We start from the raw sequence: 17,876 nt of genomic DNA, 5'->3' as shown, positions 1-17,876 counted from the left end.
TGAGATTATTGTTTCAAGCCAATGTTTGCAATACCATTTTTCTCTTTTAATAATGGAGATTTTTTACTTGGAATAAATAGTTGTTTATCTTCCCATTTAGGACTTTTATAAAGAATATTTTCTTTTTTTGCGTTTTGACTTATTTTTATAAATCCGCTATTATGTATTAAACAATTAGAAATAATATTAGATCTACCTTTTAAACTTAAAGCAGTTTTAACTTTGTAACTATTTTCTATAATACTGTTTTTAATTGTTACTTTATGTATACCATCTGTTCTAATAATTTTTCCTTTTTCTTGATTGTAAACATTATTAAAAATAGAGTTTGTAATAATTAAATTTCCCCCAGGAATATCTGGAGAATGTGTTGTTCTAATATAATTAATCGCGTTTTCTTCAATGTCTAAAAATACAGTATTGTCTATTATAATATTGTTGGCATTAACAAAGCCCATGTTATCTTTATCATAAGATAAATTTAAACCTCTATAACTGTTAGAAAATCTAGAATTTTTAAAACTTAAAGTATCTGCAATTGTACCTTTGTAAGCTTTAAAAATACTACCACCATTTTTGTTTTTAAAATTTTGAAAAGTTACGTTTTCAGCATAGAAATTATATAAACCTTTTTCTTGTTCATCTGGAGATACTACTGCGTATTTTATTTCAGAGTTTTCTCCATCTATAATTACATCATTAATTTTTAACGTAATTCCTTCATTAATTCTAAAGAAGTAACTAAAAGATTTTTTTAAGTTTTTATTAGCAATAAGAATTGATGCTCCCCCTTTGTCTCCCTTTATGGTTATGTTTTTAGAAACTTTTATACTTTTTTCAAAAATATATTCTCCAGTTTTTAGATTTAACACAGAACCAGGAGATGCACTACTAATAGCTTTTCTTAAGTTTTCAATTCCTGGTTCTACTGTAATTTCTGATGCTTTTATAATTGGAGCAACAATTTTAGGTGTCCAACCTGGTCCTGCTCTTAATTTTAAGGCTTTTGGTAGTTTTTTAGAATCTAAATTAAATGCACCAGCATTAAAAGTTTGTCTAGGCGAATTAGTGATGTCTTTTTCGAAACTTTTACTGTTTTTATTTACAGATAGTAAATCATTATTATTTACTGTTGGAATTGGGAATGATCCTATTTTTTTCCAATCTATTTTGGTTGCAGCAAAACCTTTTAAGTTATTTGTGTTTGGTGAGTCTATATAGTTGTTGTTAAAAGTAATTCCACTAACATCATCAACAAAAATTATGTCTTCTCCTTTTTTTGTGTTGAAAATTAAATTGTTAGAAAAATTAGTAGTTAATGGAGTTAACGTTTTTTCATCATCTTTTCCTTCTCCAAATGAAATTGGACCAGAATTAATGATTGTATTGTTTTGAATATCTACATTTTTAACTTGATGATATCTGTTTAAAGGAGAATTTGGAACACCGTTCATAACTACAATTGGCCCTCTATAACCATCTCCAGTTAATCCAATTAAATAATTGTTTCTAACTATATGTCCTTGGTTTATAATTCTAATTCCACCAGTTTTAGAAACGCCATTTCCTAAAAAAACATTTCTTTCAACTAAAGCATTATTTCCATGTCTAAGAGTTAAAGTACCTTTACTTTCTATAAATAAATTGTCTCTAAAAATATTATCACAAGATTTATTAGAAACAATTTCTATTTCTCCATCACAATTAGCAAAAACATTTCTTTCTACTAACGTTTTAGAAGATTTCATAGAATTTGCACTTGTTCCAATTCTAATAGTTTCTCCTCCGTTTTTTCCTAAATCTGGTCTTGGGCCAAATATATTATTATCTATTCTATGATTGTTTTCTACGTGTTCTTCTCCTTTTAACCAAACTACAAGAGTAGTTCCTTCGCTAATTTTTCCTGTAAAATTATTGTGATCAACTCTGTTGTTTTTACCCCAAATATCTACCCAATGATCTTTATATTTTGTGTTTGTGTTAAAATATGAAATTGTAGAATTTGTTAATCTACAGTTATTTGCAAAAGTTTTAGAATCTTTTCTAAATTGAATAACAGATTTATATTCAGTGTCTCCATCTTTAAACCAAAGCCCACTAACAATAATATAATCACCATAAATATTTAAAGTAGAATTACCCGATATTATCACTTTACCAGGAGTTTCAGCTTTAATATTAATTGGGTTTCCATCTTCACCTTTTCCATAAGCATTTAACTTTACGTCTTTCCAAACACCATTTTTTAATATAATAACATCTCCTGCCTTAGCAACTTTTATAGCTTGGTTGTATTCGTTTATATTAGAAACCAAAACTTCTTGAGCAAATGTTTTTATGGATGTGATACATAATACTGCTATTAAAAGTAAAGTTATTTTTTTCATGATATTATGATATATTATTTAATGTGTATTATTATTTCAAAAAACGTACCAATTTTATTTTAATCAGTATATTTTTATTGACGTTATTAAACTGGTTAACCAGTTTGGTAAACCAAATATACGTATATTTATTAAGATATAAAAAAAGAAGATGTTTTTGGGTAGGTAAATAGGTGTAATTAAAAGAGTTGAAAAATAAAAAAAGCCTTTAGATTATTAAATCTAAAGGCTATAATTTATGTGTTTATTATTTTAAAGTTTAAAAGCTTGTTTTACTTTATTTACATAATCTAGTTTTTCCCAAGTAAACGTTTCAACTTCTTCAGAAACAGTTTCTCCCATTGGGTTTGTAAAAGTTACAGTTTTTACTTCTGGAGTTCTTCCCATATGTCCATATGCTGCTGTTTCAGAATAAATAGGAGATCTTAGTTTTAATCGTTGTTCTATAAAATAAGGACGCATATCAAAAATAGATTCTACAATTTTACTGATTTCTCCATCTGTTAAATCAACTGTAGAAGTTCCATAAGTATCTACATTAATACTCGTTGGTTTTGCAACACCAATTGCATAAGAAACTTGTACTAAAACTTCTTTACAAAGTCCTGCAGCAACTAAATTTTTAGCAATATGTCTTGTTGCATAAGCTCCAGATCTATCAACTTTACTAGGGTCTTTTCCTGAAAAAGCACCACCACCATGAGCTCCTTTACCTCCATAAGTATCAACAATAATTTTTCTTCCAGTTAAACCAGCATCTCCATGAGGTCCTCCAATTACAAAAATTCCTGTTGGATTTATATGATATGTAATTTCTGAAGTAAATAATTGTTGAAGATGAGCAGGTAATTTGGCAACTACTCTAGGAATTAAAATTTCTACAATATCTTTTTTAATTTTTGCAAGCATTACTTCTTCAGAAGCATCAAAATCATCATGTTGAGTAGAAATAACAATCGCATCAATTCTTTGAGGAACATTATCATCAGAATACTCAATAGTTACTTGGGATTTAGCATCTGGTCTTAAGTAAGAAATTTCGTTGTTTTCTCTTCTTAATTCTGCAAGTTCTATTAATAATCTGTGAGATAATTCTAATGCTAAAGGCATGTAGTTTTCTGTTTCATCAGTAGCGTAACCAAACATCATACCTTGGTCTCCTGCACCTTGATCTTCTGGTTTTGCTCTGTCAACTCCTTGGTTAATATCTGGAGATTGCTCATGAATTGCAGATAAAACTCCACAAGAATTACCATCAAACATATATTCTCCTTTTGTGTAACCAATTTTGTTAATTACATCTCTAGCAATTTTTTGTACATCTAAGTATGTTTTAGATTTTACTTCACCAGCTAATACAACTTGACCAGTAGTTACTAAAGTTTCACAAGCAACTTTACTAGATTTGTCGAAAGCTAAAAAATTATCAATTAAAGCATCAGATATTTGATCTGCAATCTTATCTGGGTGTCCTTCAGAAACGCTTTCTGAGGTAAATAAATATGACATAATAAATCTTCTTTTTAATTATTGAAAAATGAAAAGAGATTGCATTGGTCGCGAAAAGTAGTAGGAAATTACTGCTTTAGCATTTTTTTTATGAGGTTGCAATCAGTTCAAATTTTTCCTCTAAATTCTTTGCAAAGTTACACTATAAATCTAAATAACATAACTTTTTACAATAATATTTAATTATGATATCATCAATAAATAGCAACTTATAATTTCTAATTTATTTGATAAGTATTTAAAGGATGTTTTTAATAGGATTTTAATAATCTAAAAAAAATAAATTCATTTTTTCTTGGATTTTAAATTTTTCTGAACATATATTTGCATTCACAAAGTTCAATAACTTATTGAAATGTTATCAAGAAAGGTGGAGGGATTAGACCCGTTGAAGCCTTAGCAACCCTTTTCAAGAGGAAAAGAAGGTGCTAAATTCTACTTAATTTCAGATTCATTTATCAGAAATTGGATAGATAACCCAGAAACAAATACACATTCGTGTACTTGTATAATTCTTAATAACATTTTTCTAGTAAGTACATCAAAAATTTTGATGCATTTGACTTTTGGTTTAATTATTAACTAAAAATATAGAAAAATGAGCACACACAAATTAGCAACAAATGCATTACATGCAGGTCATGATGTAACTCAAAATGCAGGTACAAGAGCAGTTCCTATTTATCAAACATCTTCATATGTTTTTGATAATTCAGAGCATGCAGCAAATCTTTTTTCATTAAAAGAATTAGGATTTATTTATACACGTTTAAATAACCCAACAAATCAAATATTACAAGATCGTTTAGCAGCTGTAGAAGGTGGTATTGGAGCCGTTGTTTTTGCTTCTGGAACAGCAGCAATTTCTACAGGTTTGTTAACTTTATTAAAAGCAGGAGATCATATTGTTGCTTCTAGTAGTTTGTATGGTGGTACTTATAATTTATTAAGTGTTACTTTACCAAGATTCGGAATTACAACAACGTTTGTAGATGCTTCTAACCCAGATAATTTTGCAGATGCAGTTCAAGATAATACAAGGGCATTTTTTGTAGAGTCTTTAGGAAATCCGAAGTTAGATGTTTTAGATTTAGAAGCAATTGCAGCACATTCTAAAGCAGCAGAAGTTCCTTTTATTGTAGATAATACTGTAGCAACTCCAGCTTTATTAAACCCAATTAAACATGGGGCAAATATTGTAATTCACTCGTTAACAAAATATATTGGTGGTCAAGGAACTTCATTAGGAGGTGCAATTATAGATGCAGGAACTTTTAATTGGGCAAATGGAAAATTCCCAGAATTTACAGAACCTTCTGCTGGTTATCATGGTTTAAAATATCATGAAGCTTTAGGGGCAGCGTCTTATACTTTTAAATTAATTTTAGAAGGATTACGTGATTTTGGTGGTGCTTTAAGTCCTACTAATGCATTTAATATCATTCAAGGTTTAGAAACTTTACCTGTTAGAATTCAACAACATTCTAAAAATGCATTAGAATTAGCCAAATGGTTAGAAGCGCAAGAAGAAGTTGCTTGGGTAAATTATCCTGGTTTAGAAAGTAGTAAATACAAAGATTTGGCTGATAAATATTTACCAAATGGACAAAGTGGAATTGTAACTTTTGGACCAAAAGGTGGTTTTGAAGCAGCAAAAACAATAGCAGATAAAACAAAAGTATTTTCTTTATTAGCTAATATTGGAGATACGAAGTCATTAATTATTCATCCTTCTAGTACAACGCATCAACAATTAGATGAAAATCAGCAAGAAAGTGCTGGTGTTAGTCAAGATTTAATTAGATTGTCTGTTGGTATAGAAAATATAGAAGATTTAAAAGCAGATTTAAAAGCCGCTTTTTCAGAAATATAAATAAATGTCTCTTTGAGCGCAGTTGAAAGTTTTAAATAACTTTTCGTAAATTAAAAGTTCTCAACTGCGCTTTTAACAGACAAAAAATATTGTCAAAATTGAAAGATTTATTACAACATATTAAAATTAAAAATTTTACAACCGAGGTTGGTGTTTTAATTTCTGAACTAAATTTAAGTTATCAAGAATTTGGTCAAAAATTAGGAACTGCTCCTGTGGTTTTAATCAATCACGCATTAACTGGTAACTCAAATGTTGCAGGTGAAAAAGGTTGGTGGCAAGATATTGTTGGTAAAAATAAAGCTATCAATACAGATGTGTATACCATTTTATCCTTTAATATTCCTGGTAATGGTTTTGATGGATTTTTAATTGATAATTATAAAGATTTTATAGCCAGAGATATTGCAAGAATTTTTTTACAAGGATTGCAAGAATTAAAAATAGATAAATTATTTGCATTAATTGGAGGTTCTTTAGGTGGTGGAATTGCTTGGGAAATGATGGTTTTAAATAACAAATTAACGCAGCATTTTTTACCAATTGCAACCGATTGGAAATCTACAGATTGGTTAATTGCCAATTGTCAAATTCAAGAACAATTTTTGGTAAATTCTAGCAATCCAGTTCATGATGCAAGAATGCATGCAATGTTGTGCTATAGAACACCAGAGTCTTTTAAAGAGCGTTTTCATCGTTCTAAAAAAGAAGATTCAGATATTTTTGATGTAGAAAGTTGGTTGTTGCACCATGGTAAATCCTTGCAAGAACGCTATCAATTATCGTCTTATAAATTAATGAATCAATTATTAAAAACAATTGATGTAACAATAGGAGGTAAAAAATCAGATGAAATATTAGATAAAATTGAAGCTAATATTCATGTGATTGGTGTGGATTCAGATTTGTTTTTTACGGCTGAAGAAAATAGAGAAACACAGAAAAAAATAGCATTAACAAAAGATAATGTTACTTATAATGAAATAAATTCGGTTCATGGTCATGATGCATTTTTAATGGAATATGATCAATTACAAAAAATTATTGAACCAATTTTTAATAAAGATTACAGAGAAAAGAAGATGAAAGTTTTAAAGTTTGGAGGTAAATCTTTAGCCAATGGTAAAGGCTTAGAAAATGCTATAGAAATTATAGCAAGCAAATATAAAAGCGGTGAAAAAATTACTGTGGTTGCTTCTGCAAGAGGTAATTCTACCAACGAGTTAGAATCTATATTGCAAAATGCAGCAGCAAAAACTGCTTATAAATCAAAGTTTGAAGAGTTTAAAGAATATCAGCAAGAACCTAATAGAAAAGTAGATTTTTCTGAAGAATTTTCAAAATTAGAAACCATTTTTGAAGGAGTTTCTTTGTTGGGAGATTACAGTCAGAAAATTAAAGATGAAGTTTTAGCACAAGGAGAATTGTTATCAGTAAAACTGGTAGCAAGTTTGTTAGAAAAAGAAAACATTTCAGCTAATTCTGTAGATTCTCGTTCTTTAATTATTACCGATGAAAATTTTGGAAATGCGCAACCTATAACTGCAGTTTCTAAAGAAAATGTAGTTGCTTATTTTAAAAATAATAACAATTCTATAAATGTTGTAACAGGGTTTATTGCTTCAAATAAAAAGGGAGAAACCACAACTTTAGGAAGAAATGGTAGTAATTATACTGCAGCTTTATTAGCAAATTATTTAGATGCAGATGAGTTGCAAAATTATACACATGTAAGTGGAATTTACACTGCAAATCCAGATTTGGTTGCTGATGCTAAAAAAATTGAACAACTTTCTTATTCAGAAGCAAATGAATTGGCCAATTTTGGAGCAACTATTTTACATGCAAAAACCATTATTCCATTACTAGAGAAAAATATCAATCTTAGAATATTAAATACGTTTAATAAAGATGATAAAGGAACCTTAATTACATCAGAATCTTCAACAAAAGGAATTAAATCTATTTCTACAATAGATGATGTTGCGTTGTTAAATTTTGAAGGTAGAGGTTTACTTGGTAAAGTTGGTGTTGATGCAAGAATTTTTAAAGCTTTAAGTGATAAAAATATAAGTGTAAGTATTATTGCACAAGGTTCTTCTGAAAGAGGAATAGGGTTAATTATAGATGCAATTAATGCAGATGAAGCAGTAGCAGCTTTAGAAAAAGAGTTTGAAAATGACTTTTATGCTCAAGATGTAAATCAGATTTCTGTTGTAAACAATGTTTCAGTAATTTCTATAATAGGTCAAGATTTAAGCGAATTTCATCACCCATATAATGCCTTAATAAAAAACCAAATTATACCTGTTTTATTTAACAATACAGTTACAGGTAAAAATGTAAGTTTGGTTGTTAAAAAGAATGAGTTACATAAAGCAGTAAATGTAATTCATGGACAAGTATTTGGAGTTACAAAGAAAATTAATATTGCCATTTTTGGAAAAGGTTTAGTTGGAGGAACTTTAATAGATCAGATAATTGAAAACACACAATCTGTTTTAGAAAGAAGAAAATTACAACTAAATGTTTTTGCGGTAGCAAATTCTAAAAAAGTATTATTGAATAAAGATGGAGTTTCTAAAAATTGGAAACAAAATTTATTAGAAAATGGTGATGAAAATGCATCTGTTAATGATATCATTGCGTTTGCAAAAGAAAATCATTTCGAAAACTTAATTGCTGTAGATAATACTGCAAGTGTAAATTTTGTTGGTAATTATATTCAATTTATAGAAGCAGGTTTCGATTTAGTTTCATGTAATAAAATTGCAAATACCTTGTCTTTTGATTTTTATAAAGAAGTAAGAGCAAAATTAAAAGAATATAAAAAACAATATTTGTATGAAACTAATGTTGGTGCAGGTTTACCTTTAATTGATACCATTCGTTTATTACATGAGTCTGGAGAAAATATTACTAAAATTAGAGGTGTTTTTTCTGGAAGTTTAAGTTATTTATTTAATAATTTTTCTGTAAAAGATGCACCTTTTTCAGAAATATTAAAAGAAGCAATAGACAAAGGATTTACAGAGCCAGATCCAAGAGAAGATTTAGGAGGAAATGATGTTGCCAGAAAATTACTAATTTTGGCAAGAGAATTAGAGTTAGAAAATGAATTTGATGAGGTTGAAATTAAAAATTTAATTCCAGAAAATTTAAGAGATGGTTCTGTAGATGATTTCTTAGGGAAATTAGAATTATTGAATGATGAATATCAATCTATAAAAGAAAACCAAGAGCCAAATCATGTTTTACGTTATATTGGTGAATTAAGTGGAGATTTATCAAAAAATAAAGGAAAATTAGAAGTGAAATTAGTTTCCACAGAAGAAAGTACACCTTTAGGTTCTTTAAAAGGTTCTGATGCAATTTTTGAAATTTATACAGAATCTTATGGAGAACAACCCATTGTAATTCAAGGAGCAGGTGCAGGTGCAAGTGTAACTGCAAGAGGAGTTTTTGGAGACATATTAAGATTAGCAAAACATAACAACTAAAAAGGTTTTTAGTTTTTAGTTGTTGGTTATTAGTAAAAACCATCAACCAGAAACCATCAACCAAAAACCATAATAATGAGCAAACATTTCGAAACAGAAGCCATAAGAAGTCAAACTGAAAGAACACAGTTTTCTGAGCATTCTACACCTTTATATTTAACATCAAGTTTTGTGTTTGATGATGCAGAAGACATGCGTTCATCCTTCGCAGAAGAAAAAGAACGTAACTTATATAGTAGATTTACAAATCCTAATACAACAGAATTTGTAAATAAAGTTGTTGCTATGGAAGGTGCAGAAGCTGGTTATGCTTTTGCAACAGGAATGGCCGCTATTTTTTCTTCATTTGCAGCTTTATTAAGTGCAGGAGATCATATAGTTTCTTGTAGATCTGTTTTTGGTTCTACACATGGTATGTTTACCAATTATTTACCAAAATGGAATATTGAAACTTCTTATTTTAAGGTTGATGAGGTAGATTTGGTAGAAAGTTTAATTAAAGAAAATACCAAAGTCCTTTATATAGAAACTCCAACAAATCCAGCAGTAGATATTTTAGATTTAGATAGAATTGGTAAAATTGCAAAAAAACACAATCTTATTTTTATTGTAGATAATTGCTTTGCAACACCTTACATTCAGCAACCAATTACCTTTGGAGCAGATTTAGTAATTCATTCTGCTACAAAATTAATGGATGGTCAAGGAAGAGTTTTAGGTGGAGTTACAGTTGGTAGAGCAGATTTGTTAAGAGAAATCTATTTATTTGCTAGAAATACTGGTCCAGCAATGTCTCCTTTTAATGCTTGGGTATTGTCTAAAAGTTTAGAAACTTTATCATTAAGAGTAGAAAAACATTGCGAAAATGCATTAAAAGTCGCTGAGTTTTTAGAAGAAAATGAAAATGTAGAGTTGGTTAAATATCCTTTTCTAAAATCTCATCGTCAACATGAAGTTGCTAAAAACCAAATGAAATTGGGAGGAAACATTGTTGCCTTTGAAATTAAAGGAGGAATTGATGCTGGTAGAAAATTCTTAGACAAAATTAAAATGTGTTCTTTATCTGCCAATTTAGGAGATACCAGAACAATTGTAACACATCCATCATCTACAACTCATGGACGTTTATCGGAAGAAGATAGATTAGAAGTTGGTATTACAAATGGTTTGGTGCGTGTTTCTGTTGGTTTAGAAAATGCTAATGATATTATTGAAGATTTAAGTCAGGCTTTAAAAAAATAGTTTAATTTAACTATTGATTTTTCTTAGTGATATAGCTGTTGTACTGTTTTTAATTCTATAAATAATAATTTTATTTAAAAATACCGTAAATTGGTTAACCAATTTTGTATTTTTAAAAACTCAATTATTAAGTTATAAATTATCTTATGAAAAATGCCTACAAATTACTTTTTCTTAGTGTATTATTAATGTCTTTATCTGCCTGTGGTTCTAGCGAACCTGAAGTAGAGTTGACAGAAATTTTAGAGCTAACAAAAGTTAATGAGTTTTCTGCATATCAAGAAACACAAACTGTAAACATTACAGCAAATATGTATTGGTATACAGATGTTGAGGGAGATTGGATTTCAATTACACCAAGATATGGAACTAATAATGCAACTATAGAAATTACAGTAGCTAGAAACTCGGTTTATGAAAAACGAACAGGATCAATTACTGTAAATGGAGGAAATCTGTCAAAAACCTTAACAATTACACAAGCAGCTAGAGAAGAAAGTTCTGGAGATTTAGATCCAAATAAACCGCCTTCAGAAAATTTTGATTTATCTACATGGAAATTAAATACTCCAGAAAATAATGGAAGTGGTTTTTCTAAAACTATTTCTGTAAGTGAAATTAATAATGGTTACCAGAATAGTAAGTATTTTTATACAGCAGAAGATGGAGGTATGGTGTTTAAATGCCCAATTGATGGGTATAAAACTTCAGCAAATACAACTTACACTAGAGTAGAATTACGTGAAATGCTAAGAGGCACAGATACTAGTATAGGTACTCAAGGTGTAAATAAAAATAATTGGGTTTTTGGTACTTCTCCTACTTCAGATATTGCAGCAGCAGCTGGTTTTGATGGAGAAATGAATGCAACTCTTGCAGTAAATCATGTAACTACAACTGGTGACAGTAGTCATGTAGGTAGATTGATTATTGGTCAAATTCATGCTAATAATGATGAACCTATTCGTGTTTATTATAGAAAATTAAATGGAAATACTTTAGGTTCTATTTATTTTGCACATGAACCTACAGATGGTAATGGAGCTGAACAATGGTATGAAGTTATTGGGTCTAGAAGTAACACTGCATCAAATCCTACTGATGGAATTGCTCTTGATGAAAAATTTAGTTATTCAATTAAAGTAGTTGGTAATATTTTAACCTTCACTGTATCAAGAGAAGGAAAAGATGATGTTGTTAAAACTGTTGATATGACAAATAGTGGTTTTAATGTTGGTGGACAATACATGTATTTTAAAGCTGGTATTTATCAAGCAAATAAAACTGGAGATGCTGACGATTATGCACAGGTAACTTTTTATGCTCTTAACAAAAGTCATTCTACAAATTAATAAAAGATTTTAAATTAAAATTTCTATAGAAAGTTTATCCTACTTCTTTACTATGGTAATTGTATTTAATTGTGTAAATTTGTTTAATGCTATCTAAAAAAACAAAATACGGAATTAAGGCACTAACTTATCTAGCTAGACTAGAAGATAAAACTCCTGTACAAATAGCTACAATTTCTAAAAGTGAAAATATTTCATTAAAATTTTTAGAAAGTATACTCTTAACACTTAAAAAAAATGGTTTTTTAGCTTCAAAAAAAGGAAAAGGAGGAGGTTATTATTTATTAAAAGAACCAAACGAAATTCAAATGACAGATGTTATGAGAATTTTAGAAGGACCTATTTCTATGATACCATGTGTAAGTTTAAACTTTTATGAAAAATGCGAAGATTGTCCAGATGAGAATGCTTGTGCAGTTCATAAATTAATGGCAGAGGTTAGAGATAGTTCTTTGCAAATCTTCAGAAACACTACATTAGCAGACCTTTGTAATTGCTAGATTACTTTTTATTTTTCTACTTAATGATTAATATTAATTACTAAATCCTTTTAGTAGTTTATAATTCATAAAAATTATGCACTTTTTTTATTAATCTACTAAATCTATAGGGTTTAAGTAATTTTTAAGAAATATTCTCGACTTCGTATATAAATTTGATGTATGTTTGCATACCCTATTAAAGTAGTAGGGTAATTATTTGAATTAATTTTTTTTTATGATTTTAAACCAAATCATTTTTAGCAAAAAAACACAAAGTAAAGGTTTCGAAGAAGATAAGAAATCTGAAAAACCTTTACGTAGTGTTGTAAAAGCGTTAAGCTGGAGAGTTGTAGGAACAATAGATACATTAGTTGTTTCGTACATCTTAACAGGTGAAATTGCATTAGCAACATCTATTGCTTCTGTAGATTTTTTAACAAAATTAGTTTTATACTTTTTTCATGAAAGAATTTGGAACAAAATAAAATGGGGAAAATAATGAACCTAGATTTAGATAAAATAAACAAAGATTTAGAAGGTAAAAGTCCAGCAGAAATTATTGCTTGGGCTATTTCTTTAAGTAATAACCCAGTTATTACAACAAACTTCAGACCATATGAAGTAGCAATATTAAAAGCTGTAACAGATATACAAAAAGACATTAAAGTAATTTGGTGTGATACTGGTTATAATACAGTTCAAACCTATAAACATGCTGAAGAAATTATAGAAAAACTGAATTTAAATATTCAATTATATACTCCAAAACAAACTGCTGCACATAGAAATGTAGTTTTAGGAGTACCATCTATAGATGATCCAAAACATGTGCTTTTTACAGAGCAAGTAAAGTTAGAGCCTTTTGCAAGAGCAATGAAAGAGCATCAACCAGATGTTTGGTTTACAAACTTAAGAAAAGGACAAACAGCTTTTAGAAATAGTATAAATGTTGTTTCGCAAAGTAAAGATGGTATTATTAAAGTAAGTCCTTTTTATAATTATACAGATAAACAATTAGATGCTTATTTAGAAGAAGCAAATTTACCTAATGAGTTCACTTATTTCGATCCAACAAAAGTAGAAAGTAACCGCGAATGTGGTTTACATATTTAAAATATAAGACATGAGTCAGACAACAATACAAGTAGATGCTTTAGAAAGCGAAGCAATTTATATTTTTAGAGAAGTAGTAGCTCAGTTTGAAAAACCTGTGTTATTGTTTTCTGGAGGAAAAGACAGTATAACTTTAGTTCGTTTAGCGCAAAAAGCGTTTTACCCTGCTAAAATTCCTTTTCCTTTTATGCATATAGATACTGGTCATAACTTTCCAGAAACTATCGAGTTTAGAGATAGACTTGTAAAAGAATTGGGTGTTGAATTAATCGTAAGAAATGTTCAAGACAATATAGATTCAGGAAGAGTTAAAGAAGAAACTGGTAGATATGCAAGTAGAAATATGTTGCAAACAGAAACTTTATTAGATGCAATTGAAGAATTTGGTTTTGATGCATGTATTGGAGGAGCAAGAAGAGATGAAGAAAAAGCAAGAGCAAAAGAAAGAATTTTTTCTGTTAGAGATGATTTTGGGCAATGGGATGAAAAAAACCAACGTCCAGAAGTTTTTGATATGTTAAATGGTAAGATAGATTTAGGGCAAAATGTTCGTGTTTTTCCTATTTCTAACTGGACAGAATTAGATGTTTGGTCTTATATAGAGCAAGAAGCAATAGAAATTCCTTCAATCTATTTCGCTCATAAAAGAAAAGTTTTTGTTAGAGATGGAATGATTTGGTCTGCAGATGACGAAGTTGTTTATAGAGATAAAGAAGAAGTTGTAGAAGAAAGAATGGTTCGTTTTAGAACTGTTGGAGATATGAGTTGTACAGCTGCTGTATTATCTGAAGCAGTAGATATTGCAAAAGTGGTAGAAGAAATTAGAGATTCTTCCATATCAGAAAGAGGTGCAAGAATAGATGATAAACGTTCTGAAGCTGCAATGGAAAAAAGAAAACAACAAGGGTATTTCTAAAAATTAATTTTAAAAATTTTTAGTATTAAGCTTTTGGCAATAGCCTTTAGCTAAAATTAAAAAGATTACAAACTAAGCTAAAAGCCAAAGGCTAATAGCGAACAGCTAATAAGATGAAAGTATTAAAAATAGCAACAGCAGGTAGTGTAGATGATGGTAAAAGTACCTTAATTGGTCGTATTTTATACGATACAAAATCACTAACTGATGATAAATTAGAAGCCATAGAAGAAAAAAGTCGTCAAAGAGGATTTGATTATTTAGATTTTTCTTTAGCAACTGATGGATTAGTGGCAGAAAGAGAACAAGGAATTACAATTGATGTAGCACATATTTATTTTTCTACACCATCAAAAAGTTTCATTATTGCAGATACTCCAGGTCATATAGAATATACAAGAAATATGGTAACTGGTGCTTCTACTGCACAAGCATCTATTGTTTTAATTGATGCTAGAAACGGAGTTGTAGAACAAACGTATAGACACTTTTTTATCAATAATTTATTAAGAATTAAAGATGTAGTAATTGCAGTAAATAAAATGGATTTGGTAGATTTTTCTGAAGAAAAATTTAATGCAATTAAAGGTGAAATCGAATATTTAGCTAGTAAAAGTGGATATGAAAGTCAGAATTTAACATTCATTCCATTATCTGCTTTACAAGGTGATAATGTTGTTGATAAATCTGAAAACACTCCTTGGTATAAAGGAGAAACTTTAATGCATCATTTAGAAAGATTAGAGCCAGAAGATATTAATGAAGTATCTCAAACGCGTTTTCCTGTACAAACTGTAATTAGACCTAAAACAGAAGAATATCACGATTTTAGAGGTTATGCAGGTAAAATTTATGGAGGAGATTTATCTGTTGGAGATGAAGTAGCAATTTTACCATCGCAAACAAAGTCTAAAATTAAAGCGATTAACTTTTTTGATAAAGAGTTTAAAACAGCAAAAAGAGGTAGTTCTGTTACAATTACTTTAGAAGATAATGTAAATGTAAGTAGAGGAGATATGTTAGTAAAAGTATCTGAAGAACCAATTATAGCAAAACAATTAGAAGCTAAAATTTGTTGGATGGATAAAGAACCTTTGTTGGCTTCTCAAAAATATTATATTAAACATGGTGTAAATGATGCACAAGCAAAAATTACACAGTTAAATAGCATTATTAAAACAGATTTTTCTGGAGTAGAAGAGAATCCATCAGAATTAAAATTAAACCAAATTGGTGAGATTCAATTAAAGTTAAGCAAACCACTAGCTTTTGATTCTTACAAAGACAATAAATCAAATGGATCATTTATTTTAATTAATCCAAAAACAAATAATACAGTAGGAGTTGGTTTCATAAAATAAACCAATTCTCAACCAACAACACAACCACCACAACCAATATAATACCATGCAGAGTTTTAGAACAGAAATAGAAAATCCTGTTGTAGAAAAAGACATTATTGAATTAGCAGATAAAATTGCAGCATTCAATAATCTACAAATAGATGAAGAAAAATTTAGAAGCTTACGTTTAGCTAGAGGAGTTTACGGTCAACGTCAAGAAGGTGTACAAATGATTCGTATAAAACTTCCTTATGGTAAAGTAATGAGTAATCAATTACGTAGAATTTCTGAAGTTTCTGATGAATATTCTAGAGGAAGATTACACATTACAACACGTCAAGATATTCAAATTCATTATGTCGATTTAAATAGAACTCCAGAGTTATGGGCAGAATTAGAAAGAGATGATGTAACTTTAAGAGAAGCTTGTGGTAATGTGGTAAGAAACGTTACTGCATCAGAAACTGCAGGTATAGATGTAAACGAACCTTTTGATGTTTCTCCTTATGCAGATGCATTGTATAAGTTCTTTTTACGTAACCCAATTTGTCAAGAAATGGGACGTAAATTCAAAGTTTCTTTTTCATCTACAGATGAAGATACAGGTTTGTCTTATTTACACGATTTAGGATATATTGCTAAAATACAAGATGGTGTTAGAGGTTTTAAAGTAATGGTTGCAGGAGGGTTAGGATCTCAACCAAGACATGCAGAAACTTTATATGAGTTTTTACCTTCAGACAAAATAATTCCAGTAATGGAAGGTGTTTTAAGAATTTTTGATAGATATGGTGAGCGTAAAAGTAGAGCCAAAGCTAGAATGAAATTTTTATTAAAAGATATCGGTTTAGAGGCTTTTAGAGATTTAATAGAGCAAGAGCAAAAAGCAATAGAATTAAAAACTGTTGCAATTGATGCAGATGCATATGTACCATCAACTCCAGTTTCTGTTGAAGCACCGAAAGTTGAAATTAAAGATCAACAAGCATTTGATTTATGGAAATCAACTAATATTATTCCTCAAAAACAAGAAGGTTATGTTGCTATTGGTATTAAAGTTTTATTAGGAGATTTTTATACTGACAAAGCAAGATTGTTAGCAGATTTAGTAGATACTTATGCTGCTGGTGAAATTAGATTAACATTACGTCAGAATATTGTAATTCCTTTTGTAAAAGAAGACTTAGTTCCATTATTTTATCAAGAATTAGAAAAACTTGGTTTTGTAGAAGCAGGTTACAATAAAGCAGTAGATATTACAGCTTGTCCTGGTACAGATACTTGTAATTTAGGTATTGCAAGTAGTACAGGTATTTCTGTAGAATTAGAAAAAGTAATAGCAGCAGAATATCCTCAATATTTAAAAAACGAAGATCTTATTATTAAGATTAGTGGATGTATGAATGCTTGTGGGCAACATAATATGGCAAATATTGGTTTTCAAGGAATGACTGTTAGAACTCCAGACAAATTAGTTGCACCTGCTTTACAAGTTTTATTAGGTGGTGGAAATTTAGGAGATGGAAATGGGGTATTTGCAGACAAAGTTGTAAAAGTACCAAGTAAAAGAGGTCCTGAAGCTTTACGTAGAATATTAAATGATTTTGAAGCAAATTCAAACGGAAAACAATTTGTAGAGTATTACAAAGAAAAAGGAGAAAAATACTTTTATGATTTCTTAAACGATTTACAAGATGTATCTAATTTAACTCAAGAAGATTTTATTGATTGGGGAGAAACAGAAAAATACGTTAAAGAAATTGGTATTGGAGAATGTGCTGGTGTAGTTATAGATTTAATTGCTACGTTGTTTTTTGAAAGTGAAGAAAAGATAGATAATGCTAAAGAAGCTTTTAATAATGGAGTTTATTCAGGTTCTATTTATTATACATATCAATCTATTGTTAATTCAGCAAAAGCATCATTATTAGCAGAAAACAAGAAAACAAATACACATGCTGGTATTATTTCTCAATTCGATGAATTATTTGTTGCTACAGGAAAAATAGAATTATCAACTTCTTTTACTGATTTAATTTATCAAATTAATAAGTTTGCACCAACGAAAGAATTTGCAGAAAAATATATAAATGATGCTAACGAGTTTTTACAAAAAGTAAGAGCATACAGAGAAGCAGAAACTGCAATTGCTAATTAAA

12 protein-coding genes and 1 riboswitch are annotated in these 17,876 nt (G+C 29.2%); of the genes, 10 read left to right on the top strand and 2 right to left on the bottom strand.

Going from position 1 to position 17,876, the window contains the following annotated elements; all coding sequences use genetic code 11:
- Positions 1–5 precede the first annotated feature (5 nt).
- Together MPF13_RS08800 and metK are read right to left on the bottom strand one after the other, a co-directional pair.
- Positions 6–2,387 (bottom strand): polysaccharide lyase 6 family protein, encoded by a 2,382-nt coding sequence (locus tag MPF13_RS08800; RefSeq protein ID WP_249982128.1) that lies wholly within the window; start codon positions 2,385–2,387, stop codon positions 6–8.
- 252 nt (positions 2,388–2,639) lie between these two features.
- Positions 2,640–3,896: a methionine adenosyltransferase gene (gene metK, locus MPF13_RS08795; RefSeq protein WP_249982126.1), complete on the bottom strand. Its 1,257-nt coding sequence runs from the start codon at positions 3,894–3,896 to the stop codon at positions 2,640–2,642.
- 355 nt (positions 3,897–4,251) lie between these two features.
- Positions 4,252–4,376: riboswitch (SAM riboswitch) on the top strand.
- 118 nt (positions 4,377–4,494) lie between these two features.
- Here metK and MPF13_RS08790 point away from each other — a divergent pair.
- From MPF13_RS08790 to MPF13_RS08745, 10 genes are all read left to right on the top strand, one after another.
- A complete protein-coding gene (locus MPF13_RS08790) occupies positions 4,495–5,769 on the top strand; it encodes an O-acetylhomoserine aminocarboxypropyltransferase/cysteine synthase family protein (RefSeq protein ID WP_249982125.1) in 1,275 nt (424 codons plus the stop codon).
- 98 nt (positions 5,770–5,867) lie between these two features.
- Entirely contained in the window at positions 5,868–9,269 is a 3,402-nt protein-coding gene (thrA, locus tag MPF13_RS08785) for a bifunctional aspartate kinase/homoserine dehydrogenase I (RefSeq protein ID WP_249982123.1), read from the top strand.
- Between the two features lie 75 nt (positions 9,270–9,344).
- On the top strand, positions 9,345–10,511 hold the full coding sequence (locus MPF13_RS08780; protein ID WP_249982121.1) for a trans-sulfuration enzyme family protein: 1,167 nt from the start codon (positions 9,345–9,347) through the stop codon (positions 10,509–10,511).
- A gap of 146 nt (positions 10,512–10,657) precedes the next feature.
- Positions 10,658–11,863, top strand: coding sequence for a polysaccharide lyase family 7 protein (locus MPF13_RS08775; protein WP_249982119.1), 1,206 nt, complete (start codon positions 10,658–10,660; stop codon positions 11,861–11,863).
- A gap of 86 nt (positions 11,864–11,949) precedes the next feature.
- Positions 11,950–12,363, top strand: a complete 414-nt coding sequence (locus tag MPF13_RS08770) for an RrF2 family transcriptional regulator (protein WP_249982117.1) — start codon at positions 11,950–11,952, stop codon at positions 12,361–12,363.
- A 217-nt stretch (positions 12,364–12,580) separates the two neighbouring features.
- Positions 12,581–12,844: a DUF2061 domain-containing protein gene (locus tag MPF13_RS08765; RefSeq protein WP_249982115.1), complete on the top strand. Its 264-nt coding sequence runs from the start codon at positions 12,581–12,583 to the stop codon at positions 12,842–12,844.
- Positions 12,844–13,458 (top strand): phosphoadenosine phosphosulfate reductase domain-containing protein, encoded by a 615-nt coding sequence (locus MPF13_RS08760; RefSeq protein WP_249982113.1) that lies wholly within the window; start codon positions 12,844–12,846, stop codon positions 13,456–13,458. Before MPF13_RS08765 ends, MPF13_RS08760 begins: the two co-directional genes overlap by 1 nt.
- A gap of 10 nt (positions 13,459–13,468) precedes the next feature.
- Positions 13,469–14,374, top strand: a complete 906-nt coding sequence (cysD, locus tag MPF13_RS08755; protein ID WP_249982111.1) for a sulfate adenylyltransferase subunit CysD — start codon at positions 13,469–13,471, stop codon at positions 14,372–14,374.
- 113 nt (positions 14,375–14,487) lie between these two features.
- Entirely contained in the window at positions 14,488–15,735 is a 1,248-nt protein-coding gene (locus tag MPF13_RS08750) for a sulfate adenylyltransferase subunit 1 (RefSeq protein WP_249982109.1), read from the top strand.
- Between the two features lie 46 nt (positions 15,736–15,781).
- On the top strand, positions 15,782–17,875 hold the full coding sequence (locus MPF13_RS08745; RefSeq protein WP_249982107.1) for a ferredoxin-like domain-containing protein: 2,094 nt from the start codon (positions 15,782–15,784) through the stop codon (positions 17,873–17,875).
- The last annotated feature ends 1 nt before the right edge of the window (position 17,876 follow it).

Origin of the sequence: Polaribacter sp. Z022 (assembly GCF_023555495.1) — a bacterium.
Classification (GTDB): Bacteria; Bacteroidota; Bacteroidia; order Flavobacteriales; family Flavobacteriaceae; genus Polaribacter.
Note: the sequence above shows the minus strand (reverse complement) of the source record. Positions and strands in the feature narration are given on the sequence as shown.